29 protein-coding genes and 1 tRNA gene are annotated in these 26,442 nt (G+C 65.7%); 19 read left to right on the top strand and 11 right to left on the bottom strand.

Features of this window, described 5'->3' with window-relative positions:
• Nucleotides 1-16: 16 nt before the first annotated feature.
• The 16 genes from CA234_RS20355 to CA234_RS20280 all read left to right on the top strand — a co-directional run bounded on the left by CA234_RS20355 (nucleotide 17) and on the right by CA234_RS20280 (nucleotide 15,611).
• A complete protein-coding gene (locus tag CA234_RS20355; protein ID WP_125977295.1) occupies nucleotides 17-3,748 on the top strand; it encodes a hypothetical protein in 3,732 nt (1,243 codons plus the stop codon).
• Nucleotides 3,749-3,750: 2 nt separating this feature from the next.
• Complete coding sequence (locus CA234_RS20350; RefSeq protein ID WP_125977294.1) at nucleotides 3,751-4,113, top strand: hypothetical protein; 363 nt, start codon at nucleotides 3,751-3,753, stop codon at nucleotides 4,111-4,113.
• Entirely contained in the window at nucleotides 4,113-4,895 is a 783-nt protein-coding gene (locus tag CA234_RS20345; protein WP_125977293.1) for a hypothetical protein, read from the top strand. Before CA234_RS20350 ends, CA234_RS20345 begins: the two co-directional genes overlap by 1 nt.
• On the top strand, nucleotides 4,895-7,981 hold the full coding sequence (locus tag CA234_RS20340; protein ID WP_125977292.1) for a hypothetical protein: 3,087 nt from the start codon (nucleotides 4,895-4,897) through the stop codon (nucleotides 7,979-7,981). Before CA234_RS20345 ends, CA234_RS20340 begins: the two co-directional genes overlap by 1 nt.
• On the top strand, nucleotides 7,981-8,973 hold the full coding sequence (locus CA234_RS20335) for a hypothetical protein (protein ID WP_125977291.1): 993 nt from the start codon (nucleotides 7,981-7,983) through the stop codon (nucleotides 8,971-8,973). The genes CA234_RS20340 and CA234_RS20335 overlap by 1 nt, the downstream gene beginning before the upstream one ends.
• 2 nt (nucleotides 8,974-8,975) lie before the next feature.
• The gene (locus tag CA234_RS20330) at nucleotides 8,976-9,614 is read left to right on the top strand and encodes a DUF4376 domain-containing protein (protein ID WP_125977290.1); all 639 of its coding nucleotides are present in this window, start codon (nucleotides 8,976-8,978) and stop codon (nucleotides 9,612-9,614) included.
• 26 nt (nucleotides 9,615-9,640) lie between these two features.
• Nucleotides 9,641-10,108 (top strand): hypothetical protein, encoded by a 468-nt coding sequence (locus tag CA234_RS20325; protein ID WP_125977289.1) that lies wholly within the window; start codon nucleotides 9,641-9,643, stop codon nucleotides 10,106-10,108.
• 25 nt (nucleotides 10,109-10,133) lie between these two features.
• Entirely contained in the window at nucleotides 10,134-10,820 is a 687-nt protein-coding gene (locus tag CA234_RS20320) for an N-acetylmuramidase family protein (protein WP_126002623.1), read from the top strand.
• Entirely contained in the window at nucleotides 10,817-11,056 is a 240-nt protein-coding gene (locus CA234_RS20315; RefSeq protein ID WP_125977287.1) for a hypothetical protein, read from the top strand. The genes CA234_RS20320 and CA234_RS20315 overlap by 4 nt, the downstream gene beginning before the upstream one ends.
• Complete coding sequence (locus CA234_RS20310) at nucleotides 11,053-11,409, top strand: hypothetical protein (RefSeq protein ID WP_125977286.1); 357 nt, start codon at nucleotides 11,053-11,055, stop codon at nucleotides 11,407-11,409. Before CA234_RS20315 ends, CA234_RS20310 begins: the two co-directional genes overlap by 4 nt.
• Nucleotides 11,410-11,422: 13 nt before the next feature.
• Complete coding sequence (locus CA234_RS20305) at nucleotides 11,423-11,608, top strand: hypothetical protein (RefSeq protein WP_125977285.1); 186 nt, start codon at nucleotides 11,423-11,425, stop codon at nucleotides 11,606-11,608.
• 45 nt (nucleotides 11,609-11,653) lie between these two features.
• On the top strand, nucleotides 11,654-13,372 hold the full coding sequence (locus CA234_RS20300) for an SGNH/GDSL hydrolase family protein (RefSeq protein WP_125977284.1): 1,719 nt from the start codon (nucleotides 11,654-11,656) through the stop codon (nucleotides 13,370-13,372).
• On the top strand, nucleotides 13,372-13,620 hold the full coding sequence (locus CA234_RS20295) for a hypothetical protein (RefSeq protein ID WP_125977283.1): 249 nt from the start codon (nucleotides 13,372-13,374) through the stop codon (nucleotides 13,618-13,620). Before CA234_RS20300 ends, CA234_RS20295 begins: the two co-directional genes overlap by 1 nt.
• 137 nt (nucleotides 13,621-13,757) lie before the next feature.
• Nucleotides 13,758-13,970: a hypothetical protein gene (locus CA234_RS20290; protein ID WP_125977282.1), complete on the top strand. Its 213-nt coding sequence runs from the start codon at nucleotides 13,758-13,760 to the stop codon at nucleotides 13,968-13,970.
• A gap of 135 nt (nucleotides 13,971-14,105) precedes the next feature.
• Complete coding sequence (locus CA234_RS20285; RefSeq protein ID WP_125977281.1) at nucleotides 14,106-15,209, top strand: acyltransferase; 1,104 nt, start codon at nucleotides 14,106-14,108, stop codon at nucleotides 15,207-15,209.
• An 81-nt stretch (nucleotides 15,210-15,290) separates the two neighbouring features.
• Nucleotides 15,291-15,611, top strand: coding sequence for a hypothetical protein (locus tag CA234_RS20280; protein WP_126002622.1), 321 nt, complete (start codon nucleotides 15,291-15,293; stop codon nucleotides 15,609-15,611).
• On the opposite strand, the gene CA234_RS20275 is transcribed toward CA234_RS20280, so the two are convergent.
• Together CA234_RS20275 and CA234_RS20270 are read right to left on the bottom strand one after the other, a co-directional pair.
• The gene (locus CA234_RS20275; protein WP_125977280.1) at nucleotides 15,608-16,012 is read right to left on the bottom strand and encodes a type II toxin-antitoxin system HicB family antitoxin; all 405 of its coding nucleotides are present in this window, start codon (nucleotides 16,010-16,012) and stop codon (nucleotides 15,608-15,610) included. The two genes, CA234_RS20280 and CA234_RS20275, sit on opposite strands and share 4 nt — an antisense overlap.
• A gap of 35 nt (nucleotides 16,013-16,047) precedes the next feature.
• Complete coding sequence (locus CA234_RS20270; protein WP_125977279.1) at nucleotides 16,048-16,239, bottom strand: type II toxin-antitoxin system HicA family toxin; 192 nt, start codon at nucleotides 16,237-16,239, stop codon at nucleotides 16,048-16,050.
• 282 nt (nucleotides 16,240-16,521) lie between these two features.
• Between CA234_RS20270 and CA234_RS20265 the strand changes: the two genes are divergently transcribed.
• Both CA234_RS20265 and CA234_RS20260 read left to right on the top strand, forming a co-directional pair.
• Nucleotides 16,522-16,598 (top strand) — tRNA-Pro (locus CA234_RS20265).
• Between the two features lie 1,072 nt (nucleotides 16,599-17,670).
• On the top strand, nucleotides 17,671-18,249 hold the full coding sequence (locus CA234_RS20260) for a PEPxxWA-CTERM sorting domain-containing protein (RefSeq protein ID WP_125978366.1): 579 nt from the start codon (nucleotides 17,671-17,673) through the stop codon (nucleotides 18,247-18,249).
• Nucleotides 18,250-18,633: 384 nt separating this feature from the next.
• On the opposite strand, the gene CA234_RS20255 is transcribed toward CA234_RS20260, so the two are convergent.
• From CA234_RS20255 to CA234_RS20215, 9 genes are all read right to left on the bottom strand, one after another.
• Nucleotides 18,634-19,464, bottom strand: a complete 831-nt coding sequence (locus CA234_RS20255) for a DUF6683 family protein (RefSeq protein WP_241213609.1) — start codon at nucleotides 19,462-19,464, stop codon at nucleotides 18,634-18,636.
• 113 nt (nucleotides 19,465-19,577) lie between these two features.
• Nucleotides 19,578-20,213 (bottom strand): hypothetical protein, encoded by a 636-nt coding sequence (locus CA234_RS20250; protein WP_125978368.1) that lies wholly within the window; start codon nucleotides 20,211-20,213, stop codon nucleotides 19,578-19,580.
• Between the two features lie 153 nt (nucleotides 20,214-20,366).
• Nucleotides 20,367-20,744 (bottom strand): helix-turn-helix transcriptional regulator, encoded by a 378-nt coding sequence (locus tag CA234_RS20245; RefSeq protein WP_125978370.1) that lies wholly within the window; start codon nucleotides 20,742-20,744, stop codon nucleotides 20,367-20,369.
• A complete protein-coding gene (gene sctT, locus CA234_RS20240; RefSeq protein ID WP_126002621.1) occupies nucleotides 20,741-21,568 on the bottom strand; it encodes a type III secretion system export apparatus subunit SctT in 828 nt (275 codons plus the stop codon). Before sctT ends, CA234_RS20245 begins: the two co-directional genes overlap by 4 nt.
• Nucleotides 21,565-21,831: a type III secretion system export apparatus subunit SctS gene (gene sctS / locus CA234_RS20235; RefSeq protein ID WP_125978374.1), complete on the bottom strand. Its 267-nt coding sequence runs from the start codon at nucleotides 21,829-21,831 to the stop codon at nucleotides 21,565-21,567. The genes sctT and sctS overlap by 4 nt, the downstream gene beginning before the upstream one ends.
• Nucleotides 21,832-21,960: 129 nt before the next feature.
• Nucleotides 21,961-22,659 (bottom strand): type III secretion system export apparatus subunit SctR, encoded by a 699-nt coding sequence (gene sctR / locus CA234_RS20230; RefSeq protein ID WP_126002620.1) that lies wholly within the window; start codon nucleotides 22,657-22,659, stop codon nucleotides 21,961-21,963.
• A complete protein-coding gene (locus CA234_RS20225) occupies nucleotides 22,656-23,564 on the bottom strand; it encodes a FliM/FliN family flagellar motor switch protein (RefSeq protein ID WP_206431260.1) in 909 nt (302 codons plus the stop codon). The genes sctR and CA234_RS20225 overlap by 4 nt, the downstream gene beginning before the upstream one ends.
• A gap of 8 nt (nucleotides 23,565-23,572) precedes the next feature.
• A complete protein-coding gene (gene fliO / locus CA234_RS20220; protein WP_126002618.1) occupies nucleotides 23,573-23,893 on the bottom strand; it encodes a flagellar biosynthetic protein FliO in 321 nt (106 codons plus the stop codon).
• Nucleotides 23,894-23,917: 24 nt separating this feature from the next.
• On the bottom strand, nucleotides 23,918-25,075 hold the full coding sequence (locus CA234_RS20215) for an EscU/YscU/HrcU family type III secretion system export apparatus switch protein (RefSeq protein ID WP_164521890.1): 1,158 nt from the start codon (nucleotides 25,073-25,075) through the stop codon (nucleotides 23,918-23,920).
• Nucleotides 25,076-25,601: 526 nt separating this feature from the next.
• Between CA234_RS20215 and CA234_RS24675 the strand changes: the two genes are divergently transcribed.
• Complete coding sequence (locus CA234_RS24675) at nucleotides 25,602-26,387, top strand: lytic transglycosylase domain-containing protein (RefSeq protein ID WP_206431259.1); 786 nt, start codon at nucleotides 25,602-25,604, stop codon at nucleotides 26,385-26,387.
• Nucleotides 26,388-26,442: the final 55 nt, after the last annotated feature.

Raw genomic sequence — 26,442 nt, 5'->3', positions numbered from 1 at the left:
ACTGGAAAGGTAGCCCATGGCACAGACGGACATCGTGGCCCGCCTGCAGTTGAAGGCTGAGCAGTTCTCGTCCGAGACTGGTCAGCGTTTCGCCGAGCTGAAGACCCGCGCGCGTTCGGCTGCGGCCGACATCCGCAGCGAATTCAACGGTGCGTTCGCGGAGGTGCAGCGCACGGCCCAGACCGCACTGCAGCTGCCGCGCACCACGGGCGGCGGCCTCGATCTGTCGCGCGATATTGCCCAGCTTCGCGCGCAGGAAGCGGCAGCGCAGAACACGGCGCAGGCCCAGCGAGAGCTGGCAGCGGCTGCCACGGCCGTGGCGGCGCGCGGCGGCGAGTCGGCAGCCTCCCAGCGCCTGGTCGCCGACGCGGCCATGGTGGCGGAGCGGGCCTCGGTCCAAGAGGCCGCAGCGATCCGCGCCAAGATCACCGCCTATGAAGAGCTGCAGGCCGAGCTTGCCCAGACCGTCAGCAAGACGCGCCAGCTGACGGCGGAAGAGCAGAACCTGGTCGATGCCGCAAAGCGTAGCGGCGCGGGGTTCACCAACATCGGCCAGCAGTTGGGCGACTTCACGGTGCAGGTGGTTTCGGGCCAGAGCGCCGTCGTCGCATTCGCGCAGCAGTTTCCGCAGGCCACCTTCGCGTTGTCGACTATGGAAGGCCGTGCCGGCGCGCTCGGACGCGCTCTCACCGGCCCCATGGGAACCGCCTTCACGATCGCGCTGATCGCCGCGACCCCGTTTGTCGCCAAGTTGTTCGAGAGCGCGGATGCGGCCGACGAGAGCGCGAAGAAGCTGCAGCAGGCGACCAGCGCTGCCGACTCGTTCGGCGCGGCGCAGCAGTTGCTCGGCTCGATCATCGATCTCACCACTGGCAAGCTGAAGACCCAAAACGAGGTTCTGATCCAGTCGATCAAGCTGCAGGCGCAGGCAAACCTGCTCGCGGCAAACAAGAAGATCGACGATCTCACCGGCGCGAACGACAAGGCTCTGGTGGCGGCCGCGCCGGGAACGGCTGGGCAGTTCGGCGTCGGCGCCGGCAGTGTCGATGCGGCAGCTCGCGCCAGCGTCGATGCCCGGCGACAACAGGCCGTGCAGGCGCAGATCTTCGCGAAGCTGCAGGCTGCAGTCGCCAACAATCAGTTGGCCACCACAAATCCATCTCTCTACGCGAAACAGGTTGGCGGCGACCTGACGATCGCGCTGGGGCAACTCGACCAGCTGGCCGTCAATGGAAGGATCGCCGGGCAGTCGCTGGTCGACGTGAAGGCCAAATTCAACGATCTGGCGAAGACGGCCACCGACAAGGCCGCCGCGCTGCAGGTGATTTCGGTTGCCGAGGGCGGGGCGATCCCTGAAGAGCTGAAGCCCTACCAGCGAGATCCCAAGCCGAAGAAGCCTCGGACGCCGAGAAAGCCCCGCGACTTCTCCCGCTCCGATGACGCTGCCGAGCAGGCGATTACCGCCATCAATGCCGAGTGGGACGATCAACCCCGCCTGATCGATCGCGCCCGAATCGCGACGCTGAAGCTGGACAACCTGACCGAGCAGCTGAGCAAGCGGAAGCTGACGCCCGAGGTGCAGAAGCTGCTCGGCCTGATCGATCAGGCGCGCGAGTCGATCAGGAACGGCATGGATCGTCCGTTCCGCGAATTCGTGGAAGCGCAGCAGGAAAGCCTGGAAGTCGGCCGCCTGGTGCTGGCCGGCAGGGATGCCGATGCCGAGGCGCTGCAGAACATCCTGCGCCTGCAGCAGCAGATGGGGCCGCTGAACGAAGCGCAGGTGCAGACGGCCTATCGGCTCGCGCAGCAGCACCAGGCCATCAATCGCCTGCTGGAGGATCAGCGCCGGATCGTTGGCATCTACGAGAATGCGTGGGGCGGGGTTCTCGATCAGGTCGACGGCGTGTTCGCCAAGATCCAGGGCAATGCCGGCGGCATCGTCGGGGTGGTGCAAAAGCTGCAGCGGGATCTGCTGAGCAACGCGCTGTTCGGCGGCATCGATCGCGAGATCGAGGACTATATCCGCAAGATGACGGGCAAGCAGACGCCCGCCGAGATCCTGCAGGATCAGGCCAAGGGTGCCGCCGTGGTTCTGCGGGACACGGTGAACGACTTCGTCGACGCACTCTCGGATGCCACGCTGCGCATTCGTGGGTATGATCCCCAAGCGGCGCGCGCGGCGGCATCTGTGGCGTCCCCGGCCATCGCCCAATATTTTGGCGGCGGGGGCTATAGCGCGAACGACAATGAAATCGTCGTCACCGGCAAGGCCAGTGCAGGCGAAGCCCTCGGCCTGGTGCGCTCCAGCAAGGTGCTCGAACTGGCGATCGACGGTTGGGCCAAGCGGATGGAAAAGCTTGGCATCACGGTGCCGGAGACCATCACCAAGGGCCTGAAGGGCAACCTAGGTACGATCTTGGAAGGCGCCGCCTTCGGGGGCATCGGCGGCTCGGTCTTCTCGGCGCTCGGCGGCGGCAAGGCCGACAAGACGGCCAGCGGCATCGGCGGCGTCCTCGGCGAATATGGTGGCAAGGAACTGGGCAAGACGATCACGAAGGAGATCGGTGGCTCGCTGGGCAAGACGCTGGGCGGCTTCGCGGGGCCGCTCGGCGCGATTGCGGGCGGCATCATGGGCAACGTCGTCGGCGGCCTGTTCCAGAAGACCGAGCGCGGCTCGGCCCAGATCACCAGCGTCGACCAGGCCGCCGTTGTCAACGGCAACTATTCGGCGGTGCAGTCCGATCTTGGCGGCCTCGCCACCAACGTTCAGACCGGCATCCGGCAGATTGCCGACGCGCTGGGCGGCGACCTGGGCACCTTCGCGGTCAGCATCAACAAGTACAAGGATAGCTACCGCGTCGACCCTTCGGGCGGCACCAGCGTGGGCGGCAAGTACGGCAACAAGGACGGCGTCCTGAAGTTCGACGGCGACCCCGAGGGTGCCGTGCGGGCGGCGATCGCGAACGCCCTGGCCGATGGCGCGATCAAGGGCATCAGCGATGCCTCGCAGCGAATCCTCGCCAGCGGCAAGGATCTTGAGACGGCAATCAGCAAGGCCGTGCTGATCGAGGCGATCCCCAAGAACCTGAAGAAGATGCTCGACCCGGTGGGGGCCGCGATCGACGATCTGAACCGCGAGTGGAAGAAGACCGTGGCGGCGCTGAAGGAAGGCGGTGCCTCGACCGAGCAGATGGCGCAGGCGCAGCAGCTCTATAACCTGCAGCTGGATCAGGTGAAGAACAGCACCGCTGCCGCCAGCGCGACGCTGCGCGATTTCCAGGACAGCCTGAAGATCGGCAGCGCCTCGCCCTATTCGCTCCGCGACCAGGAAGCGGCGGCGCTGGCGAAGCTGCAGCCGTTCCTCGACCAGATCGCGCAGGGCAAGAGCATCGACCAGAGCGCCTATCAGGCGGCGGCGAACAGCGCGATCGACATCGAGCGCCAGATCTACGGGTCCACGAAGCAGTTCTTCGACTTCCTCGACCAGATCCAGAGCGCCACCAACAAGGCGATCAGCTCTATCGACAATGCCGTCCCCGTCTCGCCCGCGGTGGAGAACCCCTTCGCCAGCGCAACCGCGACCAGCACGGCCGATACGGCGAAGAACACCGCCACCACCAACGCGCTGCTCGAACAGCTCTCCACCCTGACGGCGCAGACCAACCAGATCCTCGCCCAGCTGGGCGGCGGGGGAGGCGGGGGCAGCAGCAGCTTCCTCTCGGCCAACCGCAACTTCGTACAGAGGTAATCATGCCTGCAATCGATGCAGATATCGGTGCCGCGTCGCGCGACGTGGTGACGGCGACGTGGAGCGATGCCGCGATCGCCGCGCGTCACCCGTCCGCCCGCGACGGCACCGTCGAGGCGGCACCCGGCTATTTCGATAGCCTCGCCGACGCGCAGGCCGTCGCCAACCAGCGCGGCGCGCTGATCGGCGCCGAGCGGCGGCGGTTCGCGGTGGTGGCTGATGATGTGCTTGCCTTCAATCCGGCGCTGGGCCTTCCGCAGGCGCGCGTGATCGATCCCGAGCAGTCGCTCGACGCAACGCTGCTGGCCGCGCGAATCGAGGTGGATTTCGAGCAGGAACGCACCAGCCTGGAGGTGTTCGGCTGATGGCAAACGCACTTTTCGTAAAGCCACTGCCGTTCACCGCCACCAGTGCGGCCACAGGCTTGGGCGATCCGAACTATCTGGGCAACGACTATGCGGGCATCGTCTGGCGTAGCACCGCCACGGCCGCGCCGTCCGTCAAGCTCGACCTTGGCGCCGATCAGGTGATCGATACCGTGATGCTGTTCGGCATCGCGTCCAGCGCCGACTTGGCGGGAGCCACGGTGCAGATCTACGGGGCGACGACGGCCGAGGGGCCAACGCGAGCGCGCGGCGATGGTGGGCGGCCGCTGCTCGCTGGCTCGATCATGCCGCAAATCCGCGGCGGCGTGGCGTTCCTGCCATTGCCCGTTGGCTGGCCCCCCCTCCGGTACCTTGAAATTGCGCTGTCGAACGGCGGCGCTTGGCTGCAGCTCGCGCGGGCGGTGGTGGGCGACAAGTTTGAGCCGGCGATCGGCTTCGAATACGGCCTGCAGCTGGGCGTCCGCGATCTGGGCTCGGCCGATGTGTCAGCGCGCGGCGTACTGCTGCGGCGGCGGGCGAAGAAACTGCGCACCGTGTCGCTCAACTTCCCGACGTTGACGAAATTCGAGGCGGAGCGCACCGCGCTGGAGCTGCTCGACTATGCCGGCAACACCGATTGCCTGGCGCTCTGCATCAACCCGGCGGCCGAGCCCGAGCGGCAGGAACGCTGCTGGTTCGGCCCGCTGGTCGGCGACCTGGGCACCACCTGGGCGACGGCCAGGGGCTTCGAATGGCGCGCCAACCTGCTGGGGCTGATGTGATGACGATGTGGGCGCAGATCGATGCCTATGATCCGGTGGCCGGCGCCCCGGTGGTGCTGCGCGCCGCCAGCGTCGACGATCCCGCCGTCTGCATGGCGGCGGGCGGCCCCTGGTGGCCCATGCTCGCGAAGCTGCCGGTGCTGCGCTACGATCTGTTCGACGGCGCCTTCGGCGGCGAGATCTCGGCGCCAACGGGCACGATCGAGCTGCAGGCCGAAGCATGGCCTAACCTTGGTCGCTATGCCCTCGCCGATGCGCGGGTGCAGCTGTGGACCGACATCAGCAGCGATCCGATCTTCGACGGCCGCGCCACCGCGCAGCCGCAGCTGCTCGACGGCCGCGCGCAGCTCGCCATCCGCGTCGACGACGGCTGGCTCGATAAGCCGCTGCTCGCCACCTATGCGGGCACGACGGGGGTGGAAGGACCTGCGAGCCTGAAGGGCCAGCCCAAGCCGCTGGCGCTGGGCGCGCCGCGCTACGTCGCCGGCAAGCTGATCGACAGCGTCAACAACGTCTTCCAGGTCTCGGCCTATGGCGCCGTGCAGGCGTTCGAGGCCGCGCTGGAGCGGCTCGCGCGGTTCGAGGGGGCGCTGGCCGACTATCCCAACTATGCCGCCCTGGTCGCGGCAACGGTGCCCGCCGGCACCTGGGCGACGTGCAAGGCGCAGGGCCTGGCCCGCTTCGGCGCGCCGCCGAACGGGCAGGTAAGCTTCCTGATGCAGGGCGACGCGTCCGGGCCGAACGGCTGGGCACGCAAGCCGGGCCAGCTGATCCGGCGCCTGGCGCTGCTCTCGGGCGGCGCGGGCAAGATCGACGACGCCTCGCTCGACGCGCTCGACGCGGCGCGGCCCTACAACCTGTCGCTCTATCTCGATCAGCAGACGACGGCGCGGCAGCTGATCCAGGCAATCGCTGCCAGCGTCAACGCGGTGGCGGGTGTCAGCTGGGCGGGCAAGCTGTTCGTGGTGCCGGTGGGCCTCGGCGCGGCGTCGCTGACGCTGGCGGCCGACGGATCGGCGCTGCCGCCGGTGCGCAGCGTGGAGCAGATGGAGGTCTCGGCCCCGTTCTCCAAGGTGGCGATGGCCGCGGCGCGCGCCTGGACCGTGCATGCGCTGGCCGACATCGCCTTCGCCGATCCGCTGATCGACATGGGGCCGTACGACCCCGCCGTCACCTATCGCGCAGGCAACATCGTCCAGTTCGAGGGCTCCAGCTATCGCTACAGCAGCGCGACGCCCAGCGCCGGCAATGCACCCCCGAACACCGCCTATTGGGCCGTGCTGGCCGCGCAGGGCGTCCCTGGGGAGCCGGGCCCGCCGGGCAAGGCGCTGACGATCACCAGCGATCGCCAGATGATCACCTATTCCAGTGCCGGCTTGCCGGTGCCCGAGGGGCAGACGGTGACCTTCACCGCGAACAAGCAGAACACGGCGGCGACGGTCTACTGGTCGCTGGCGGATGGCGCGGGCAACCCGGTCTCGATCACCTATCTATCGGGCGCAACCGGCGACAGCGTGCAGATGACCGAGGCGGCCTTTGCGGCGGCGCGGGGCACCACGAAGAGCGTGATCGTCACGGCGACGTTGACGGACGGCGCCACGCTCACTTCCAAGGCGCAGGTGGCCGCCGTGCAGGACGGCGCGGCCAGTCCCTCGGCAACGGCGCTGCGGCTGACGACTCGCTCGATCCAGATCCAGGCATTCGCCGACGGAACGGTGAAGGGGCTGGAGAAGGCCAACGGCCAGCTGAGCGTGTGGAACGGCGACGCCAACATCACCGCCGCCGCAACGCTTTCGGCGGTGGCGGAGGGCTGCACCGGTACCATCAACACCGCCGCCGATACGCCGGTCTCCGGCAAGCCCAAGGGCTATTACCAGATCACCGGCATGTCGGCGGACGATGGCACGCTGACGCTGACCGCGGTGGTGGGCGGCGTGACCCTTTCCGAGGTGGTCTCGATCTCGAAGCTGCGCGGGGGCTACGAGATCATCAAGGCGCCCAATCCGCTGCCGACCGATCACCTGTTCGAGGGGCGGATGGTTTTCCTCGAACTCGACGGCAAGCTCTGGCGCTTCCACGATGGCGCATGGACCAGCGCAGTGCCCGCGGCCGACCTGGTCGGCACGGTGGCATCGTCTCAGCTGGGCATCGGTGTTGGTGGAAACCAGCTGATCGGTGCGGTGCCAGGGACGAACCCGCGCAACTATATGCGGTTCGCCTACAACCCTGACGGTGTGCAGTATTACGACGTAGTCACCGGTGGCCTCACCACCGGCGGGCAGGGCGTGCTCCAATCTCTAAACTTCGGGTACGACCCCGGCCCTGACTACTCGCTTCCGGATGGCTCCACTTTCATGGTGTACCAGCCCAACAGTCAGACGGGTGCTGCGCACTTCTCTGACATTCGCATGGCCAGGATGAAGAACCAGAACGGCGACCTGGACGAGATGTGGCCTATTGAAGAGGGTAAGACTTACGAGTTTAGTCTCTGGGCGTGTGCCTATGGCTGTCGTCTCGCTGTTCTCATCGTGTGGTTCGATGGTGACGGAAACGCTCTCTCGGAGACCCCAACCGGCGACCCTGTGGCGAACTCCTACGCCCTTGTGGAACCTGACGAAGTTCCGGGTCGGACCACGCTCGGGGGCTACAAGCGCATCTATAACCGAGGCAAGGCTCCGGTCGGAGCGCGACAGGCGATGCTGGTGTTCCGAAAGGCGCACACTACTCCAAACGCTTCCGGAACTAGCCGCCTCTTCGGTGCGCGACCCATGTTCGCCGAGACCGCCGAGAACGCGACGGAGATGCTCCCGTACAGCGTGCCAGCCTATGGCTTCCTGAGGGCCGAAAACCTCATCGCGCGTTCGATCGTTGGCGAAAAGGTCGCCTTCCAAACGCTCATCGGCGACCACATGCAGATCGGCTCGATCGATGCTGCCCGCCTCGCGGTGACCGAGCTTTCGGCGATCACGGCGCGGATCGGCCTCTTGCGCACTGCAAGCGCTGGCAAGCGGGCGGAGTTCAGAAATGACGGCGTGGCGGTGTTCAACAGCTCGAACGTCAACACCTTCTTCGCGGGTGAATATTGATGCCCGGCGGCTTCATCCAGCGCTCCGCCTCTGGCGCAGTGATGTTCGATTCGGCCATCGACAGCGCGGGCAAGGCGCTCGGGGAGTTCACCGTGGGAGCAGGGGCCGGCTCCCTCACCGATGGTCGCTTGCTTGCCGGAAAGGGCTTCGTGTTCCCGAAGACGCCCTACCAGTTCGGCACCACCCGCACCTTCACCTTCTCCGGGGCAACACTGAGCTGGGACGCGCAGACCATCGCGGGGCCGACTGCCTACATCTATGCCGTCGGGAAGGCCAACAACCCGGCTTATGTGTCGACCCATGTGCCCGGTACCGCCGGGTTCTTCGCCCGTGACGACAACGGCAATTTCATGCTGGACGAGACCTTCTTCACCTATCACTTCCTCGCGAAGGTCACCGCCAGCGTCGCGGTCGGGAACAATGTTCCGATCGTGGTGCCGTTTCCCTACAATAACTTGCCGCCCTACGCGATCAGGAGCGACGTGTACGTCACGCCGCTTTCATCCTCGGTCAACTCCGGCGGCCAGAATGTTCTCGTGGTGCGGGCGTTCGGCACGGGCACGGTCGAGATCTACTTCTTCGGCAAGGTGCCCTCTCTCGGCTCCGGCGGCGGGATGCGCTGGTGGAGCAATTCGGGCGAGCTGATGGGCGACACCAGCATCCCGATGCTCAATATCGTCGACACGCTGCCTTTCTCCGGCAGCCTGTGGGGTGGCCCCGATCGCTATCTGGCCGGCGCGCGTGCGGGGCGGCGCTATGCCGTCATGATGCATTCCCCTGGGCGGCACTATCAGGTTTTTCAGGGTTCAGGTGGGCAGACCGGCGGTGGCACCACGCGGATCTCGGTCGCGGCGGGGCGGGTCATCACCTCCGGCGACCAGGACTTCCCTTCCGTGGCCGAGCAGCTTCTGCAGGAGGTAACCTCTGGGGGCGCCGCGCAGAACCTGTTCGTCGACGGCTCTTTCTCTCTCATCGATGTGACAGGAATGTAGGCATGTTCATCCGCGAAATGGTGGCGCCGAACGGTGCGGCCACCCGCTTTCATCGCGCAATCCGCTTCGAGGTGCGCCCTGATGCCACGCATGCGGTGGTGCAAAGCTATCACCTTGCGGACATGCAACTCGTGTCCTGGGAAGACGTGTACACGATCCCGCTGCTGGTGCGCATCACCAGCCTGCAGGATGTCGAGCAGATCCTGACCGCGCCTGGTGCCCCGTTCGACGGCGGAACGGTGATCGACCCGATGGCGGGAGATCTGCAGCTCGCGAAGGCCCGTGCCTGGGCGGCGGTGAAGGCGGCACGCGATCGAGCGGCGGACGGCGGCTGCGATTCCGCGCTGGGACGCGTCGACACCACGGATCGCAGTCGCATCCTGATATCGGGCACGGTTCAGATGGCGCAGATCGACAAGGCGGCCGGCAGGCCATTCTCTGTCGATTGGACGATGGCCGACAACAGCCCAGTGGCGCACGATGCCGACGCCATCATCGCGCTTGGTGTCGCCGTGGGTATGCACACCGCCGCCTGCTGGGATCGGGCGCAGCAACTGCGCGGCGAGATCGAGGCGGCCGAGACGGTGGAAGAAGTCGCGGCGATCGACATCGCCACCGGTTGGCCGGGGGCGCCGGCATGACAATCACGATAAAGGGGGCAGGGCCAATGACACCGGGTTTCGAGGCCTTGCTGGCGAAGTTCCTGGCGAAATACGGCTGGATCTTGATCGGCATCACGTTCGGCTTTGCGGCGAAATATGCGCTGCTGATCAAGCGGGGCGTGCCGGTGAAGGCACGGCTGGTGTTCGCGGATCTGCTGCTGCTGCCGATGGTGGCGCTGATCGCCTACTGGATGGCCACGCGCGCCGGCTTCGAAGCGGAGGCCTCCGCGCTCTTCTCCGCCTTCTGCGCGGTCGGCGCCGATCGCCTGGTGAAGCTGCTGACCGATCGCTTCCTGCAGCGCGTCGACAGCGAGGCCGAGCTGGTCGCCAATCAGATGCTCGGCCGTGCGCGGACCGTGGTGGCGAACGAGCTGGCGGCGGAATCAATCATCGAGGCGCATGCCGATGGGCGGGCGCCGAAGGAATATGCGGCGCTGAAGCCGCACCCGCAGGCGCCGAAGAAGAACGCCTGATCTTCCTCTAATCCGGAGAATATCGATGGATCTGACGACGCTTCGGCGGCGGCTGGCGGAGCTTGGCCAGCGGCCCGGGGCTGATGGCGCGCCGTTTGGCGCGGCCGATCGCTCCGCCATCCTGACGGCGCTGACCGACGGCCCCGATTACAAGCTGGGCGACGACGACGTTGCCGACGCGGCCGACCAGATAAAGGTGGAGCCCGCCGCGATCTGGGCGGTGTGGGACGTGGAGGGTAGCGCCGCGCCCTTCATCGACGGGCGGCCCACAATCCTGTTCGAGCCGCATCGGTTCAGCCGGGCCACCGGCCATCGCTACGACGTAAGCCACCCCACAATTTCGTCGCGGAAGTGGAACCGCAAGCTATACCCGGCCAAGCAGGTGGGGCGCTGGACGCAGCTGCTGGACGCGGTGGCGCTGGATGTCGACGCGGGCTTCGCCTCGGCCAGCTATGGCGGCTTCCAGATCCTCGGCGAGAATTTCGAGGTCTGCGGCGCCACGTCGCCTTGGTCCTTCGCCTGGCAGCAGGCCCAGACCGAGGCCGACCAGCTCGCCGCCTTCCTCAAATTCGTCCAGGGCAATGGCCTGGTCGGCGCGCTACGTCGGCACGATTGGGCCGCGTTCGCCAAGGGCTACAACGGCACCGCCTATCGCGAGAACCGCTATGACGAACGCCTCGCGGCAGCCTTCGTGAAGCGGGGTGGCGCGTGAACTCCCGCGAACAGCTGATCGCCTATCTGGCGACGCTGGTGGCGCTGGTGGTGGTGCTGCTGGGCGCGATGATCATCGCGGCGCTGTCGAACGGCATCATCGGCAAAATGGAGGCCTTCGGCCTGGGCACCGTCACCGGCGGCCTGATCGGCCTGATGCGCCTTCCGTCCGCGCGGCCGCTGGAGCCCGCCGGCACTCCCTCCGATCCCGTCAGCACCAAGGATGTCACGCCATGACGTTGCCCAGCCTCCGAACCATTCTGATCATCCTCGGCATCTTGGCCGCGCTCGGCCTAGCGCTGTTCGTGCGCGGCTGCAGCGGATCCGAGACCCGCGTCAAGCTCGCGAACGGGCAGGGTGCCGCCGCGACCGAAAGCGCGCGGGATACCGTGCTGACAATCGGCAACCAGACCGCCGCCGAAGGCCACATCGACGACATCACCAAGGAGAACGAGCATGAAATACGTGCAGCGCCTGGCGCGAATGCTCCCGTTGATCCCGCTGCTCGCGACGCAGGCCTGCGGGCTCTTTGCAAGCGGGCGTCCTATCGTAGCGACCCAAAGTGCCTGCAGTTCGCTGCTCCCCGATGAATGGCTGTCGGGCGTGGTCGGCGCGCCGCTGCCGACCGGTGACGTACTGGCCGACTGGCAGGTGTTTGCCGACGCGCAGACCGGCCAGCTCGACAAGGCGAACGATCGCTATCGCGCGGCGATCGGCATCGTCGGCCGCTGCGAAGCGCGCGACGCGGCTGCGGTGAAGCGGGCCAGCCGCAGCTTCCTCGGGCTCTAATTTCCCGCTCCCGCCACTTCCACGACAAGAAAAGGGTCTCGACCGATGAAAACCATCCTGCTCTGGGACCAGCGGTTCCCGGATCGTCCGCCACACCGAATGTCGGTGAACGACACCTTCGCCTCGGCCGCCGTACGCTCCGGCTTCGCGGCGCCGGTCGACCCGGCCGATTTTGCTACGCTGAACGTCGGTGGCCCGCTCGATCCCGGCACGCCGACCGAGATCGCGTTGGAAGACGGTGTATCGAAGCGGATGCGGCGAATTGCGGTGCCGGCGAGCGTGGCGGCGATCGCGATCTCGTTGGGCGTGGGCGCGAGCATTGGGAAGCCAATCAGTGCGACGCCGTTGCCGACGTTGACCCTGACGCCCACCAGCGCCTCGATCCCTGCGAACACGGCAGCCGGCTATCAGCTGTTCGCGATCGGCAACGTACCTGCGGGTGTGACGCCTACGATCAGTCCGAACGACGGCCGCTTCGTGATCAGCGGGAGCGCCGGCACCGGCTGGGTCGCCGTTGTCGGTCTGAGCGCGCTTAGTGCCGGATCGGTCGACATCGCCGTTTCTGCAGCCGGCGCCAATGGAGCCTCCTTCGCGCTCACCGTCACGGCAGCGTCATCGGTGACTTTTCAATTCCCTGCGGTTCAAGCCAAAATGGCGGCTGGCCAGCGATCGCAAATTGCGATCGTCGGGGACAGCGCAGTTGCGGGCTGGGGCGGCGGCGTCGACAGCGGCACGGGGGCTGCCAGCCAATCGACCGCGGGTAATGCTCCGGGCAACTATCTCCGCAACAAGTCTTGGCCTGCCCAGCTCAAGGATATGCTGATCGCTCGCGGCGTTCCATGCCGACACGACGCGTTCTTCACCTCGCAGCCCGACTCGAGCGTGGCGAACATGCAGGCCGCAAATCCGAATATCGTTATCGGTACCGGCTGGACGCTGACCAACTATAGCCTTAGCGGCTCGATGTTGAACTGTCCGAACACGGTCACCACGCCGATTACGTTCACCCCTGAAATCGCGGCCGACTCCTTCGACATCATCCATTCGGCAACGGCGGGCCTGGGGATCATCGTGGTCCAGGACGAAGATGGCCTCAACGTCCAGATCAACGAGGGCACCAACAGCGGCGCTCAGGTTGTCACGGCGAGCGGCAACGGCATGAAGCGGACCACCATCACGCGCCCCGTCGCCTCGACGAAGCCGATCACCATCACCCGCGTTTCTGGCGGCCAGGTCTTTCTGGTTGGCATCATTCCCTACAACTCGACGTCGCCCTGCCTTGAGATCCTCAACCTCGGCTGGCCTGGCGCCAAGGCGTTCGGCACCAACGGGACCGGCCACTGGAATATCTATTCCGATCCGTCGACCATGACCGCGGCGACGCCGTACAATGCACTCGGCGCGCTCAACTCGGATGCCTATATCATCGAGCTGGGCACGAACGACGCCAACCAGGCCGTGACCGCGACGGACTTCCAGACCGCGATGACCAACATCGCCACCAAGCTGAAGGGCCAGGCTGGCGGGAATGGCGCCAACGTGGCGCTGGTCAAATGCCGAGTTGCCATGACCGGCGGCTACAATATGTCGTCGGAAATGCTCGCGGTGATAGACACTGTCACGGCGAACCTAAGCCTGGCGCCGGTGATCAACTACAATGTGATCCCGTTCGTCACCACCGATCGGTTCGACGGCACGCACCTCTCAGCGCAAGGCTACGCCAAGGAAGCGACTGTCGCGCGCCAGAGCATGATCGGCTCGTAATGGCCACCCAGACCGAGCAATGGGTTGCCGACTGGCTCTCCCCGTTCCTGCAGTCGATCAAGGCGATGGTGTCGTTTCCGGACACGCCTCGCCTCGTCTGCCTCGTCTTGCAGACGGGGCACATCGTTTTCCACCGCGACGGCTTATTCTCGGTATCCGATCCCGACGAGCCACAGGAGAAGACGGCGCAGAAGCTGCATGGGTTGATCGCCGTCACCGCGCAGTTCGACCCGCCGCCGGCCCAATAATGGCACTCTGCGATCGGTGCCGGTGCCAGGTCGAAAGCGTGCATGAATGGGGCCCGTGGCGGGTGGAAGGGGCGTATAGCACCGCTCCGACCATCTACTTCCGTTCCCACTATGTGCATGCGCGCGGACGGTGCGCGGTGCTGCTGGCCCTCCTGATCCAGCGGAAAGGCAAGCTGCCGGTGTCGAGCGTGGAGTCCATGGCGCCGGTTCGAGAGGGGACCTGCTCGAACGTCGGCATCCAGCTCGCCTATCGGGTGCGAAAGCTGGTGCGCGAGGCCACCGGTGGCGCTTGGCGCCTTACAGCAGTGATCGATGGCTTATACTTGCTCGAACAAGCTAAAGGGGCCTAGCAAGCGTCACTATCAAGACACAACGGCCGAAGATCGGCGCTTGCGGCATCGCGAGGCTATAGCTTAGAAGCTAACCCTAGAAGAGTCCTGCTGACACAGGCAGGAGTCTTTCCTTCAAGGGGGGCGAAGGGCGACATGAGCGTTGAAAGTGAGATTGTGCGTCCTGCACAGTCGGTCGGGGGGCGATACAAGACGCTCGATGCAATCCGGGGAATGGCCGCGCTAGCAGTCGCTGCCTACCATCTCGGCCAGAGGGACGTGCAATTCATCCCGGGGGGCTATCTCGCGGTCGATTTGTTCTTCATCCTCAGCGGATTCGTCATCGCCCTAAATTATGAAGGCAAGCTCACCAATGGGTTGAGCTTTGCTGACTTCTTCTGGCAGAGAATTTTGCGGCTCTATCCGATTTATTTCGTAGGGCTTGTGCTCGGCTGCCTGAGGCAGGTTGGTGGCGTCTTGCTGCATCTCCCCCATAGCCTGGGGATGGGGGAAGTCGCTTTTGCCGCGCTGTGCGCGTTATTCATGCTGCCCGCCCCACCGATGGGACCTGGGCCTTATGAGCTTTTCCCGCTGAATATCCCCAGCTGGTCCCTATTCTTCGAGTTCGCGGTGAACGTCCTGTTCGCGCTGGTCTTGGTGCGCCTGCGGACCCGGCATCTGCTGATTATTTCCGCTGCCGCGCTGGCATGGCTGGCACCGCAGATCGCTTCGCCGGAGTTCTTCAACGTCGGCTGGTCTTGGCAGCATTTCGATCTTGGTTTGGCCCGCACGCTGTTCGCCTTCCCGGTGGGGATGGTGCTCTGGCGGCGGATGCGCCTTTCCGATCGAAGGGTCTCCTGGATCTCGCTGGCGGTGGTGGGGCTCGTGTTGGTGTTGATGATGGCCCCCGTTGGCAATCATCGGCGGCCGATGTTCGAACTCCTCACCGTCTTGGCGATCTTTCCTTTGATCGTGTGGTTCGGCGTCCACTACGAGCTTCCGGCAAAGGTGGCTCCGCTTTTCAGCTATCTTGGCGACATCTCCTACGCGGTCTACGCGATCCACTTTCCGTTAGTGGTTGTGTTCGTGATGCTGGGCAAGCGTCTGCATCTCCATGGCCTCGTAACCACGGGTCTGTTCGTGCTGTCGGTCGGTTTATTGGCCAGCGCGGTGGTCCACTGGTTCGACACACCAGTCCGGCGCATGCTGCGAGGGTTCGTCGCGGGACGAGCGGGGACGCGATCGACAGCCACGGCTTGATGGGGAGCTGCCAGCGAACAGCGGCCGCCTTGGAAGATAGCTGCCCTCGACTCCTGCGAATGTTCTCTCCATGTTCCGCGAATGCGAGTCGCCAGAGACCGAGCCATCTTCCATGCGCTGTGCGTGGTGGACGAGGCGCAGGAGCGCGCCAGAACCGGAGCTGTGCCGCCAACGGCGGGGCTCCGGCTGGCGCTAGCGTTCCTGCATCTCTGCGGAGCGGAGCGGAGCTGGATCGAGCAGTTCTGGAAAGCAGCGGTCGGGCGGTCGGAGACGGGGCAGGGTGCCACCGCGTTCGGCCGCAGCCAGGAGATGACAGCGGCCGTGAACGCGATCACGCGTGCGGTGGGCGTCGAGAGATCCTCGGCGTTCTTGGACGCTCTGCGTGACGCGCGCCGCAGCTAGCGTTGCGGCGCGGCGGCTACTTTTCCGCCGAGCTTTTCGCGCGCCGCTTCGGCGAGGAAACGAGATCGATTGCTGGCGACGCGATCGATCCGCGCGAGCAACTGATCCTCGATCGTGATTTGAACTCGAACGGCGCGGCCCGGGCGCTCGCCTGCAACCAGAAGCCTTGCGACCTCGACGCTACCCTCCTCTGGATGGATGGCATCGATCGCGGACGGCTCGGGAATCGGGTCGCCGAATTCGGACATGACGGACAGGTGCCCCTCAAGCGCCTCTTGCGCGCCTTCGGCGGCTTCCTGGGCAGTGCTGCCGGCGGAAACGCAGCCCGGCAGGTCCGGGAAGTACACGCCGAACCCCTCCGAGTCTTTTTCGATGATCGCAGGATAGTAGACGGTTGCCATAATCATTCCCTTCTCGGGCAGATGGTGTGTGCCGCTCACTTATTGAGCGGCACACCAGTTTGCTTCGTGATGCTGTTGAGCGTGCCCTTGGGCAGGTGGCTCTTCGGGTGGGGAACCGTTGCCAAGCCGGGCTTTGTCGGGTGGCGGAAGTGCTTGTGGCTTCCGGTCTGGCGGACTTCGTACCACCCGTCTGCTTCGATCAGTTTTATCACTTCCCGGCTTTTCATCTCGGCTCCCTCGCTATGTGTATTCTATACACACACAGCCGCCGCGACGCAAGCATCTATACACACGATATACAGCTATCAGCGTATTTTTCCGCTCGAAAGGTTAGCCAAATTCGGCGAGGCCCAGAGGTGATCCGCGCAAAATTCCGGTAGGGTGGACACGCTAAACGGTTGATAATGAACGATTGCCGCTATCCTGCCGGGCCCACCAGTGTGTTGCTTGGTATCGAGCGTGCGAGGCCTTGTGTCCGCAGCCCGGACGCTCTAAGCGCGGCGGTCCGTCGGGGAGTAGCGCAGTCTGGTAGCGCATCTGGTTTGGGACCAGAGGGTCGCAGGTTCGAATCCTGTCTCCCCGACCATGACATGCGCGGCGTTCCGGCTGCTTCCGCTCCTGTCCTTCTTTCCGCCGGTAGAGCAGGTGCGAGCCGCGGCTGACGGATTCTCTACCTCCGCTATTGGCCGTCGGCGGCGCCGAGGGCGGCTGGCGGACCGTCCACCCGGCACGATCGCACCAGCCTTGCAGAAAAAAATCCCCGCTGAACGATATGGGAAGGTGGTGAGGATTTGTCGGACAGGGTTGTTGTCCGGCCAGGGAAAGCTGTTGGGGATCAGGGCGATTTCATTGCACTGACGCAGATTTGACCTGCTCACTCGGCAGTTCTGGCGAACCGTTTGGCGCTGTCTTTCATCGCGCGTGTGAAATTCATCAAGCGCATGCAGGCGGCGTGCGCCGTCAGTGTCGGGGGCTGCAAACCTACCCATGGTGGCGACATATACCGGCCTGTTGCAGTGCGGCATTCGTGCTCATTGGATTTGCAGAATACGCCTCAAGCCAGGCTTTTCGTCTGTAATTGTTGTGCTGCAAAGCGAAACGCTTTGGTTGACATTCGCGTAAACCTATTGGGGTTCTTGCTGTGGTGCGCGAATGCAGCGGGGAATGGCAAGCAAGGAATGTAGCTGTAACGAATCATTACTTTCCTCGCGGCGCGCCTTCAGTCGCTTCCGGGCATATTCTCCGCACAAATGTGTATCGCTATCCCGGGAACCAAATGGTTAAGAAGTGGTTAACTCACACGGTTGCATGCACGATGTGCTCGGCCCGCGTTTTCTTCGTGCATATACTTCGGATATGTGAAGTGTAATGCGGTTTTATGCGTTAATAGTGCGGCCGCAGGCGAAGCACAATTGAGTATAGAATACCTTCACGATAATGAAGATATAGTATGTGCGGTCGCCAGAGCGCCAGAATTCGCTGAAAATGCAATATGAAACGGGTTTTGTGCCGTGCTTGTCGTGCAGAAATTGGACAGGCTCGACAGTTTGTCTTCCATTAATTACGCTGCAGCGCACATTATCATTGACGAAGAGCGCTTTTCCGTTGAGTAGGGCGCTGCCGGCAATCCGTCGGCGTGTTAACCATTAGGGGGTTTTATGCGCACTCGTGTTCTCACCCTGCTGGCTGCTGCGACCGTCGCGGTTGCAGCCCCGGCCACCGCTTCGGCGGCGACCATCATCGGCGGTTTCTCGGCTGGTCTGGTCAATGTTACGAGCAGCACCGCAGCAATCGGTGCCGACACCACGTTCAGCAACGGCGGCAGCGCCGTGCTGGGTTCGAGCGGCGACCTGTCGTCGGTCGCTCTCTTCACGTCGTTCCTCACCTCGTCGGTCACCGCGACCTCGGGTGCGGCGGTCACGTTCAATGCCGTGTTCGGTTCGTTCGCCGGCACGGTGGCGAAGGTCACCACCGGCACGAACTTCGTGACGATCTACACGCTCGGCGACTTCACCCCGACCGCCGCGTCGGGCTACGACAAGGGCAAGGCCTCGGTGGCCTTCACCTTCAACCAGGCCGGTGGCGCTGGTTCGGACATCTCGGGCAGCTTCAGCTTCGCCTCGCCGCCGAGCCCGATCCCCGAGCCCGCTACCTGGGGCATGATGATCGCGGGCGCCGGCATGGCCGGTGCTGCCGTGCGTCGTCGTCGCGCCAGCGCGAAGGTTGCTGCGGCCTAATCGGCTTTCGCACCTGCACATGGAAAGGGCGGTGCCGGCAACGGTGCCGCCCTTTCTGCATGGCGTGAGCGGAGCGCGTGGATCGGAGACAATCCCCTTGCCGCGGGGGACACGTCGCGCGGCGCGTTGTTGCGCGGCCTGGGCGAACGTCGTCCGCGCCGCTGCGCCGCCGGCTTCGCTGCTCGATCTGCCGGTGTCCCCGGGAAAACGTTTCTGATCGGATCGATCCGGTGCTCGGGCCAGGCGACGGCGATGTGCGGAAGGTGACCTTACCCGTCTTCCGCCCCCTAGCGAGCGGATGACCATTGCCAGCCCCTATTCAGGCGGTCGGAGAAAGCCTCGTCCTGCAGCCGCTCTTCGGCGTCATCCGGCCGCGGCGGGGAGTCAACCGCGGCGCTGGCGTATCATCAGCAACCCGCCCATGCCCACGCCGCCGGCGGCAAGCGCCAGGGCACCATAGCTGCCGGCATACCCCATCGGTGCCGGGCCCGACCGCTTCTGGTTGTGACCGACCCTCGCCGGCACGAAGCCTTGTGCGGTCAGCGCGAAGCTGTCGAGATCGAGGCCCATTTGCGCAGCGCCCTTGCGCGCGGCGTCGCCGATCGCGCGCATGCGCTCGGGATTCTGCTTCGCCTGTTCAACCGCGCCATCCAACAATGCGCTCTGCACCCACAGCGCTTCGGCGAGTTCCTGCTTCTGTGCGTCCGACGCACCCGCAATCTCTCCGGTCGCGCCGATCGCGCTGGCGGCCTGACGGCGAACGGCGGCGAGCGTTGCACGATTGGGCGTGTCGTTGTCGCCGTGCGCGGCCTCCCAGGCGGTGATCCACCACAGCGCATATGCGTCGGCGATATTGTCGATCCGGAGTCCCTGGGGCGCGACGAGCGCGCCGATCTTCTCGATGAAATCACCCTGCGCGAACAGCTTTTGCAAATCGTCGGCGCCGCGCGGGTCGGCCGCGCGAGTCTTGCTGACGAAGCGGGCAAGATTGGCCATGCGCCGTGCCTTTGACGGTGCATAGCGGAGCATGGCCGGGTCCGCCGCGATCCGCGCGTGCGCCTGCGGTGCCCTGACGTCGTTCGAAAAGCGATCGGCATGATCCTGCAGTGCGATCCGCGGCCCCTCGTAGAGCATCGGGCTGATCATCTGGGCCTGCGCCACGCCGGGCAGGGCGACGAATGCCAGGCCGAGGGAAATGAGCAACCGCGATGCCATCGATACCTCCCACACACGCCGGACGGATCGTTGCCCGACAGCCGGCAGAATAAAAAACGAGCCGGACGAAGTCGATGCTTCGCCCGGCCCTTTGCGATGAAATGCCGCGTTTCCTAGCCCTTGCGAGCCATAGTCGACAGGCCTTCGCCGATCGTCTTGACCATGTTGGTCGTCGACTGCATCAGGTAGCTGAATTCCTGGGTGGCGACCTGCAGGTCGGTCATCGTCTTGGTCGACTTGTTGCTCTTCGACTGGGAATCGTAGGTCTGCGCCAGCGATTGCATTTCGTCGATCTTCGCATCCATCGACTGTGCCATCACCTCAGCAATCGCACGCAGCCAGTTGCCGCTGCCGACCCGGCCTTCGCGCGAGCTCTCGGTCTTGGCGCGGTCGCTGCCCTCGCGCGACGCGGCGAAGAGGTTCTCGGCGATGTTGTCGGCCTGCTGGCTCATCTCGCGCGCCATCGCGCCCTGCTCCGTCGGCGACAAAAGGCCGTAGCCGACCGTGCTGACCGCATCGGCGATGCTGCCGGGCGCCCCGCCGACGGCGGCGCTGAAGGTGCTCTTGGCGATGTCGATCATCCCCTGCGGCAGGCCCAGCTTTTCGCCGAGCTGCTGGAGTACCTGCTGGCCGATCGCCGCGCCCAGCGTGCGCACCGCGAGCGATGCCCAGCCCGCCGGGCCCATCGCCAGGGACGCCAGGCTGATCGGATTGACCAGAGACCGCGTAAGACCGCTCAGGAGACCCATGGATCGTTCCTTTCCATCCAGATATCGCGCTCCCCCTCGGGAGCCAGGCCGCCGACACCGTGTCGCCGGTACGAGCGCAAATTGCCCCGGATCGGCGCCGCACGCGCTCCACGATTCGTTTAGCCGGGCTCAACGAATCGTGGAGGGGTGCGATCATTCGAGCGGCAGGAAGAGCAGTCCCGCCAGGCTGTTGAGTTCGCGAACGCCGTCGAGATCGAGCTTGCGGATCGCGTTGTTCATGTGCGTGCGCACGGTGTTCTCGGTCATGTTGAGCAAGGTGCCGATATCGCCGTTCGCGCGGCCCCAGCCGAGGAAGCGGAGCACTGCCGCCTCGTTGCGGGTCAGCGTCTGCAGCCCGGCCAGATGGAGCAGCGGCACCCGCCAGCCGGGCACGGTGAACGCGCCGATGCGGATCTCGCGGGTGGCGGCGCCGCGGCGCGCCTCTGCTTCGCGCAACTCGGCGATCAGCTGGGCGAGCTGCTCGGCATCGCTTGGCGGCGAGGGCGCGCGGAGGGCGGTGGCGCTGGTCATTGGGGCTTGGCCGTTCGCTGGAGGACGCCGCCCGCAATCTCCTCGCGCGTGCCGAGATCGGCGAGGATCGCCTGGGCGAGCAGCGGCAGGGTGAGGATGACGACGAAGGTGGCGGCGGCGGCCTTGATCGGCATCGCCATCGAGAAGACGTTGAACGACTGGGCGAAGCGGTTGAGGAACCCCATCGCCAGGTCGATCACGTAGAGCACGGTCAGTACCGGCGCCGCGAACAGGAAGGCGAGGGCGAACAGCCGCCCGAATTCGCCCTCGAAGAACATCAGCGCGCGCGCATCGAGCTGCAGCGCGCCGGGGCCGAGCGGCCAGATCAGGTAGCTGCCCATCACCGTGCCGACGAGCAGGGTGAGCCCGCCCGCGGTGACGAACACCACCTCCGCAAAGCGGCTGAGCAGGATGCCGGTCAGCGAGCTGGTGTTGCCGCTCAAGGGATCGACGAGTTGTCCGATCGTCGCACCCACCTTGGTGTCGATGATTTCGCCCGCCGCGCCCATCGCCCAGAGCACGGTGCCGAAGAAGAAGCCGATCGCGCCCCCGGCGGCGGCTTCCTTGAGCAGCATCTTGAGCCAGCCCATCGCGGAGAGGGCGTTCGGGTGAAAGTCCGGCTGCATCTGCAGCGCGACCAGCCCGAAGGTGACGATGATGCTGTTGCGCACCGTCCCCGGCATTACCTCGCGCGAGAAGACCGGCACGAACACGAAGGCGAAGGCGCAGCGCGCCGAGGCGACCGCGACCACCAGCAACTGGTCGAGCCACGGCATCGCCGCGAACAGCGGCACGCCGACGCCGGGCGGCACCGCCTCGATCATCGCCCGACCGCCGCGAGGCCGGAGAAGATCGAATCGGCATAGCCGTACAGCGTGCCCGCCATCAGGCTGGCGGTGACGAAGATGCTGATCACGATCGCGAAGAACTTCAGCGTATATTGCAGCGTCTGTTCCTGCAGCTGGGTCGCCGCCTGCACGATCGCGACGAGCAGCCCCACCAGCGACGCCGCGATGATCGGCGGCGCCGAGAGCAGCAGCACCAGCCACAGCCCCTGCGTGGTGACGGCGACCAGGTCGTCGCTCATGACATTTTCTCCGCGCGGTGCCGGCCCGCTCCCCCACCCGGCCACCCATAGGATACTGGCGTTGGGTGGCCGGGTGGGGGAGCGGGCCGGCACCGGACCTGCGCCCTTGGCGCAGCAGGAAGCGCCTCCTCAGGCATAGGAGAGCACCAGCCCGTGGCTCAGCTTCACCCAGCCGTCGACCAGCACGAACAGGAGGATCTTGAACGGCAGCGAGATGGTGACCGGGGACAGCATCATCATGCCCATCGCCAGCAGGATGTTGGCGATCACCATGTCGATGACGAGGAAGGGCAGGAAGATCAGGAAGCCGATCTGGAAGGCGAGCTTGAGCTCCTTCACCACGAAGGCGGGGATGACGATCACGAAATCGGTGTCGCGCAGGCTGCTGACCTTGCCGGGATCGCCGATCCGCTGCTGGGTGCGCAGGAAGAAGGCCCGCTCGCGCGGATCGCTGTGCTTGACGAGGAATTCGCGCAGCGGCTCCTTGGCGCGATCGGCGGTGGCGAAGATGTCGCCGGTGCTCTCGATCGGGTTTTCGGCCTGCGCCGGAGCATCGCCGGGCATGGTGGGGGTGGCCGGGCCCTGAACCGCGGCCGCCGCCTGCATCTTCTCCAGCGTCGGGTACATCACGAACACGCTGAGGATCAGCGCCAGCCCGTTGAGCACGAGGTTGGGCGGTACCTGCTGCAGCCCCAGCGCATTGCGCACCAGGCTCAGCACCACGGCGATCTTGGTGAAGCTGGTCACCATCACCGCGAAGAACGGAGCAAGCGCGATCAGGACGACCGTGATCAGCGCCGAGCCGGGGGTGAACTGGGCGAGGTTCACGCGTCCACCTCCACCGGCTGCTGGATCGTGCCCTCGGCGAGATCGACGCGCGCCTCGATCAGCACCGCGAAACGATCGCCGAGCTGGACCAGCTCGCCGCGGGCAAGCGGGCTGCCGGCGACCAGCAGCTCCACCATCATCCCCTCGGCGACCGGACCGAGCGGCAGCGCCAGGCCCGGGCGCAGATCGGCGAGCGCCGCGGCGCTGACCCGCTGCGCGGGCAGGCGGAGGGTGAGGGGCACGGCGAAATCGCGGGGGGAGGGGGCAGCGTCGCTGGATTCCATGGGCGCTCCGTCGGGATGCGGGGTGAAACTGCCGGCGGCGAGGTCGAACTGACCGGCCTGCCGGAAATGCGGGGCTTCAAGCGTGGCGCGGGGGCGGGCGCCGATCAGCACGAGATCGCCGGGGGCGAGGTCACCCGCTTCGGCGATGCCGAGCCGGGGACCCTGTACCAGCAGCAGTGCAAGAACCGGCAGGCGCGATGCCAGCGGCGTGAGCGCATCCGCCTCGGCAAGCCAGTTTGCCGCATGCGGATGGTCGCAGGGGAGGAGCAGCGCGGCTTTCTGGTCCTCTCGGCGCAGCGCGAAGTGGAGCATGGCCTCTTCCGAGGCGCTGCGGAGGTCTTCCGGCTCCAGCTGCAAGCCCAGCACCTGCTCCAGCGCGAGCAGCGTCGGTTCGGCATCGTCCAGCGCGGCGGCGGCTTCGGCGATCCGTTCGGGATGGAGCACGGCCCCGCCGGGGCGGAACTGGCTGCCATCGGCGCAGCGAAACCAGCTGCCGCGCGGCGGCGCCGCGACGATCTCGACCGCGAACCCGGCATGATCGAGCAGTCGCGCGACGGCAGCGGCCAGCGCGTCGCGCGCCGGATCGACCCGTGGCAGGTCGAGCGCATCGAGGCGGAGCATGGTCCCCATCAGAAGCGCACCGGCGCGGCAACCGGCTTGGCCGGCGTCTGCCCCTCGGGCCAGCGGGCGAGCAGCGTTACCGACCCGGCGGTGACGCCGACCAGCATCGTCTCGCCGCGTGCCTCGATCAGCACCACCCGTTCGCGCTGGCCGAGCTGCATCGAGCGGAGGAAGCGGATCGGCGCGTCGCTTTCGCCATTGGCGGCGACGCCCAGCTGGCGATCCCGCAGCTTCTTCAGCAGCCAGATCACCCCCCAGGCCATGCCCAATACCAGGGCAAGCGCCACGACGGTGGCGAGGATCGAGGAAAAGACGGCTCCGATTCCCATGATGCGATTCGTTCTCCGGTCTGGTCAGCGTTGGGGCGCGGCGAGGCGCGGGGCGGCGGTATCCATGTCGTGCTGCATCGGGCCGTCGCCGCTCTTCGCCTTGGCGGCCCAGAGGATCACCGCGGCGATCGCGTCGAACATGTCCTCGGGCACGATCTCGCCGATCTCGCCGCGCGCCCACAGGCTGCGGGCGGCGGCGACGTTGCGGACGATCGGCACGCGGGCTTCCTCCGCCTCGGCGCGCATCGCGGCGGCGAGCTCGCCCATGCCCTTGGCGGCGATCACCGGCACCGGGCACGTCGCCTCGTCATAGTTGAGCGCGATGGCGATATGGGTGGGGTTCACCAGCAGTGCGGCGGCGCCCCGCGTGGCACCGATATTGTTCTGGTTCGCCCATTCCTGGTGCATGTCGCGGCGGAGTGCGCGGACCTGGGGATCGCCTTCGCTCTCCTTGTGCTCCTGCTTGATGTCGCGGCGGCTCATCTTCATCTTCTTGATGAAGCTGTGCTTCGAATAGATCCGGTCGGCGACCGCGACGAACAGGAAGACCGCGACCACCATCGCCAGCATCTGCAGCGTCAGCGAATAGGTGAGCCCGATCGTGCTCAGCGCGGCACCTTCGCGCGATTCGTCGATCGGCGAGGTTGCGGCGAGCCGGATCAGCTGGCCCGAACTGGACAGCGCGCTCTGATAGACGAGATAGCCGATCGCGCAGATCAGCCCGGCCTTCACCAGCGTCTTGGCAAGTTCAAACAGGCCGTCCTTGCCGAACATTCGCTTCAGGCCCTCCACCGGATTGAGCTTCTCCAGCCCGAACTTCATCTTCTCGGTCGTCATCATCGGACCGACCTGGAGGAACTCGGCGAAGGTGCCGATCAGTGCGGCAGGGACCAGCGTGGCGAAGGTGAGGCGCAGCAGCGTCCACGCCGCATCCCAGCCGATCGCCGGGGCGGTCTGCTCGAACGAGCCGGTCGCCGCCTGCGCCACCACATCGGTGGCGAGGCGCGCGAGCTCCCTCGCGGCATAGCCCGAGACCCCGACGACCAGCAGCAACCAGGCGAGCGTAAGAAGTCCGGTGGCCAAATCCTTGGACTTGGCGACGTCACCCTTCTTGCGTGCATCTTGCAACCGCTTCGGCGTCGGGAGCTCGCTCTTGTCGGCGCTATCCTTGCCTTGGCTCATGAAGTTGAACTCTTGCTGCCGGACAGTGCGACCATAGTCGCGAAGTGTCCGGACAGGTCGAGCAGGTCGACACATTGTCTGCCCGTGGGGCGGGGCAGCAACATCGTTAAAATCCTGTAACCGGTTCCCGGATGCAACAGGCAAAATCTGTGCCGGATGCAAAATGGATAGGTTAAGTTATTGATATTGAACGATGTGCGGCGAGTCGAATCGCGGTGGGTGGTTGCTCATCGGCGATCAGTTGTGTTGACACGAGTGTCAACAAAACTTGAATTTGAAAAGGTTCCGCATCTCATCGACATAATGTCTCCGTTCGTCGCGCCGTAACACTGCGAAATATTTCTGAATATCGACTTGAAATTGTAAGAAAATCGCGACAGCCTATAGGTGTTCCTGGACGGGCAGGCCGGGAATTGTGGGGCATCGTGCTGAGACAACTGTTGGCCAAGAGCGCCATCGGCTGGGGAGCGATGCAATGTGTAGAGTAGTTCTTAGCGTTTCCTCGCTGGCCCTGTGCGGTGCGGCGATGATTATTCCGGAAGCGGCATGGTCGCGGGACAAGACCCCGCCGCCACCGCCCTGTGCGCTGACCGCGACCCTGCGGGTGGCGGATGCGGCGTCGTTGGCGGGGATCCAGTCCCTCCAGGGGTGCAGCAACATCGTCGTCGCGCCGGGCACCCCGGCAGAAATGCCGAAGGACGTGCGCATCGCGCCGGAGGCCGAGGAGGGGACCGCGGGTGATCGTGCCGCGTCGTTCCAGCTGGTCTCTGGCAAGAAGCACCGCAAGGCGGAGCCTGCGCCCGCCGCCACGCTGCGGGTCGCGGCGATCGCTCCGCTCCGCCAGGAGCCCGCGTCGCTGGCGGCCGCTTCGGACACGGCGATCCTGTCGATGCGGCCGCTATCCTATGCGACGCGCTACGACGCGATGATCCAGCGGGTCGCGGCGCGGCGGCGGGTGGATCCGCTGCTGCTGCACGCGGTGATCGACCAGGAATCGCACTATCGTGCCGATGCCCGCAGCCCGGTCGGCGCGCACGGCCTGATGCAGCTAATGCCGGGCACGGCGCGGATGCTCAACGTCTCGGCATCCAATGCCGAGGCCAATGTCGATGGCGGCGCGCGGCTGCTGCGCCAACTGCACGGCCGCTTCAACGATTTCAACCTTACGCTCGCCGCCTATAATGCGGGCGAGGGCGCGGTGCGGCGCTACGGCAACCGCATCCCGCCCTACCCCGAAACCCAGTCCTATGTGGCCGGCGTACTGGGCCGGTACAGCCGGCTGCTCGCCGAACAGGCCGCGCGGGCCCGCTGAACATGGCCCCAGCCCTGATCCTGCGCGGCCTGCGCCGCATGCCCCTGCGCGTGGC

It is taken from the genome of Sphingomonas sp. ABOLE, from assembly GCF_003950455.1.
GTDB classification, from domain to species: domain Bacteria; phylum Pseudomonadota; class Alphaproteobacteria; order Sphingomonadales; family Sphingomonadaceae; genus Sphingomonas; species Sphingomonas trueperi.
This window is presented reverse-complemented; position numbering and strand designations above follow the sequence as displayed.